A 441-nucleotide genomic window follows, 5' to 3' on the forward strand; every position below is an offset into this window, starting at 1 on the left:
TCACTATTCTGGTCGGTATGGTGGAAACCCGTGTCCGTCTGGCAGTGGTCGAGCTGGAAGAGGAGAAAGCCAACCTCATTCAGTTGCTGATCATGGCCGGCATGACGCTGTTGTTCACCGCATTTGGCCTGATGAGCCTGTTAATCCTGATTTTCTGGGCCATCGATCCTATCTACCGCCTGATGGCGTTAGGGGCTACTACCGGGGTGCTGCTGTTCCTGGCCGTGTTCGGTGCCATTTGGACACTGGTCAAGGCTCGACGCTCCACGTTGTTGGGCGCCACGCGCAAACAGTTGGAGATCGACCGTTCCGAGCTGGAGGACGAAAAATGAATCGTCGCCGCTATCTGGAATGGAGAAAAGAGAAGCTCATCCGCAAGATCCAGCAGCAAAGGCTGGATCTTGCGGAAAACAAAACCCTGTGGTTGGAAAAGACTGAGCG

The 441-nt window shown here is 54.6% G+C and carries 1 protein-coding gene; it reads left to right on the forward strand.

The annotated features are described in order from the left end of the window. A partial coding sequence (locus JNB89_RS30810; RefSeq protein WP_220364733.1) for a phage holin family protein occupies positions 1–332 on the forward strand: 332 nt, incomplete at its 5' end. Between the last annotated feature and the right edge of the window lie 109 nt (positions 333–441).

The sequence above is a fragment of the Paraburkholderia phenoliruptrix genome (assembly GCF_019511605.1).
GTDB lineage: Bacteria > Pseudomonadota > Gammaproteobacteria > Burkholderiales > Burkholderiaceae > Paraburkholderia > Paraburkholderia phenoliruptrix_A.